This window comes from Phocaeicola intestinalis (genome assembly GCF_014837065.1).
Classification (GTDB): domain Bacteria; phylum Bacteroidota; class Bacteroidia; order Bacteroidales; family Bacteroidaceae; genus Phocaeicola; species Phocaeicola intestinalis.
In genome coordinates this window covers 1-3,074 of sequence record NZ_JACSPP010000119.1, presented here as the reverse complement: position 1 = coordinate 3,074, position 3,074 = coordinate 1, and the positions used below count along the sequence as shown (strand labels likewise).

Here is a 3,074-nt window from a genome sequence, read left to right as displayed (position 1 = left end):
TATAAAGAAGAGTTGGAGTCACTTCTGACTCTTAAATTCCGTTTGTCTAATTCGCAAACCATTTCTTTTTGACTATATCGAGCAAGACAGTTTGGGGCGTGTATGGATAGGAACACAGGAGGGGCTTTACGTTTGGCAAAACAAAGTATTGAAAAAAATGGTCTCTTCACACAGTTTCGTGCGGATACATTGCTTTTCAGAGTATGTTTGTTTCATTACTGCCAAAGGTGAAATATGGTGTATAGGAAAGGATGAGCAACGGGCGACAAAGAAGGCTGAATTGCCGAATGTATGTTCAGGATATGATTTACCGGGTAATGCAGCGATTGGTAATCAATGGTTGATTTTCACGGGTGATGCTAGTTTTGTCTTTTTACCTGCTACCGGTGAGCTATCTCGTGCACCGGCTTCCTGGAATATTCCAGGGGCAGAGATAATAACAGATAATTGTGGAAATTACTGTGCATACAACAAAACCGGACATTTATATTATATCCAGGCAAAGACGGGTGAGGTGATGTCTTTCCGATTGATGCAGGAAGAAAAAGTACAGCTGATAGATAAGGAACGTTATCATGTTGTGCGTGATTCACGTGGCATTCTTTGGATTTCCACTTATGGAAATGGTTTTTATACATATGATTTGCATACTGGACATTTGTCACATTTCAAAGCAGATGACACACGTTCTTCTGTTTTGCTTTCAGATGAGTTGTTATATATGATGGAAGACCGTTCGGGTAGTATCTGGATTGGTGCCGATCATACAGGTGTGTCTCACCTGAAGATGGTAGACAAAATATCAGATTTGTTTTATCCTGAACCTCAAGGTGAAGATAAAAGCTTGTATAAGAATAATGTACGGACTTTGCCATCTCTCTCTGATGGCGATATTTATATGGCTACACGTAACGGAAAAGTTTATCTTTACGATTCTACGTTTTCGCAGAAAAAATATGAGAAGGAATATGTCAGTAATGTCTATTCAGTTTGCGAAGATACGGCTGGTGGATTGTGGCAGGGTATGCGGGGAGGAGGATTAAGATCGGCAACCGTTTGTGGTTGCATCATGCAGATAATCCGGCTTCTTTGGCTTCTGACGATGTTTATTCTTTGTTGAGGGATCGCAAGGGCCGGATGTGGGTCGGTACCTTTGGAGGTGGGCTTGATTTGGCACTTCCCGATGGGAAAGGAGGATATATCTTCCGGCATTTTTTCAATGATTCTTATGGACAGAAACGTATCCGTATGTTGGTTGAAGACCGGAATGGCTGGATTGGGGCTGCGACGAGCGACGGAGTGTTTATTTTTCGTCCCGAACGTTTGCTGGCAGATGAGCAGGCATATTATCATTATAACAGGCAAAACGGGAATTTACGGAGTAATGAAATCCGACATCTTTTGCAAGACCGTAACGGTAATCTGTGGATAGCTGAAGCGGGAGCCGGTTTCAGTATCTGCAAACCAGGTGATGATTATGCTCGGCTTCGTTTTTCGCATTACGGAGTGAGTGATGGCTTGGTAAACGATATGATACAGGCTTTTGCTGAAGATTCTAAAGGGAATATTTGGATTACCACCGAATATGGAGTTTCGTGTTTTGATGTATCTTCGAAGACTTTTCTGAATTATTTCTTATCGATGCAGATGTTGCAGAATGTTTATAACGAGACTTCCGCACTAGCTTTGCCAGACGGGAGAATCCTGATGGGTTCCAATGATGGGGTTACTGTGGTTGATCCTTCACGGGTTAATACTGACCGTCGTATACCGTCTGTGACTTTTACTGACCTACGATTGAACGGTGTTTCAGCCGGGAGTAGTGGGACAGAGCGTCTATTCGAGAAATCATTGCCTTATACCTCTTCGGTACAGTTGGATTACAGCCAGCATTCGTTTACTGTTTATTTCTCTACTTTGGATTATTCGGCTATTGTGCCGCCTCGATTTACCTATCAGTTGCAGGGGTATGATAAAGGATGGAGTGTGCCTTCGGTATTACCTTGGGGTACTTATAAGAATCTTCCCCCTGGCACTTACAAGTTGCATGTGAAGGCATGCAATTCGTTCGGACAGTGGGGCGATGATTATACGACACTTGAGATTGTTATTGTTCCACCTTTTTGGCGTACTGGGGGGCATTTGTCATTTATTTGTTCTTGCTAGGGAGTCTGATGTATGTGGCATGGCGTGTCGTGCGTCGCATGGATGATTTGCGGAACAAGGTCAAGGTGGAAAAAGAACTGACCGAGTACAAATTGAGGTTCTTTACCCATATATCCCACGAATTCCGTACGCCGCTTACGCTGATTCAGGTTGCTCTGGACAAGATGAATCAGGTGAAAGTGATTCCGAAAGAGATGGTATCTTCTGTCCGTATGATGGATAAAAGTGCCCGGCGTATGTCACGACTTGTTAATCAGTTGCTTGAATTCCGGAAAATGCAGGAAAAGAAGCCTGTGCTTTCGTTGGAAGAAGCAGATGTCATTGCTTTTTTGCACGAAATATACTTGAATTTTAAGGAAGTGGCTGAATCTAAAAGAATGGATTTCCGTTTTCTTCCTTCTGTTCCGTCTTATAAGATGTTTCTGGATAAAGAGAAGCTGGACAAGATAGTTTACAATTTGCTTTCCAATGCATTTAAGTATACTCCTTCCGGTGGAAAGGTTGATTTTTCGGTTCAGGTGGATGAAACAATTCATCAGCTTGTTATCCGCGTGGTTGATACAGGGGTGGGAATACTGAAAGAAAAACGTGAACAACTTTTCAAGCACTATCTGCAAAACAGTCTTTCGGGAGATAGCATGGGAATCGGATTGTATCTTGTTCATGAACTGGTGCAGGTACATAAAGGAACTGTTGTCTATGAGGAATGTAGGGGAGGAGGGTCGGTGTTTATCGTTACGCTTCCTGCCGATGTCTCGGTTTATGATAAAAAAGATTTCCTGATACCTGAGAGTGCTTTGTTGCATGAAGAAGAGTTGAGACATCGTTTATCACCGTGGTAGACCGTTTGGTGCAACAAGCCATTAACCAGGTTCTGACCCCTATCTATGAGTGCCAATTCTCGAGGA

General features: G+C 42.8%; 3 protein-coding genes and 1 pseudogene. All 4 read left to right on the top strand.

Annotation, left to right across the window (positions count from 1 at the left end):
- Window positions 1–157: 157 nt before the first annotated feature.
- Window positions 158–1,120: a ligand-binding sensor domain-containing protein gene (locus tag H9625_RS17850; protein ID WP_225226489.1), complete on the top strand. Its 963-nt coding sequence runs from the start codon at window positions 158–160 to the stop codon at window positions 1,118–1,120.
- Complete coding sequence (locus H9625_RS17845; RefSeq protein ID WP_225226488.1) at window positions 1,057–2,166, top strand: ligand-binding sensor domain-containing protein; 1,110 nt, start codon at window positions 1,057–1,059, stop codon at window positions 2,164–2,166. Before H9625_RS17850 ends, H9625_RS17845 begins: the two co-directional genes overlap by 64 nt.
- Window positions 2,167–2,174: 8 nt before the next feature.
- A complete protein-coding gene (locus H9625_RS17840; protein ID WP_317173134.1) occupies window positions 2,175–3,008 on the top strand; it encodes a sensor histidine kinase in 834 nt (277 codons plus the stop codon).
- Window positions 2,999–3,074, top strand: a pseudogene (locus H9625_RS17835) (reverse transcriptase); the annotation flags it as partial. The gene H9625_RS17840 and the pseudogene H9625_RS17835, both read left to right, overlap by 10 nt.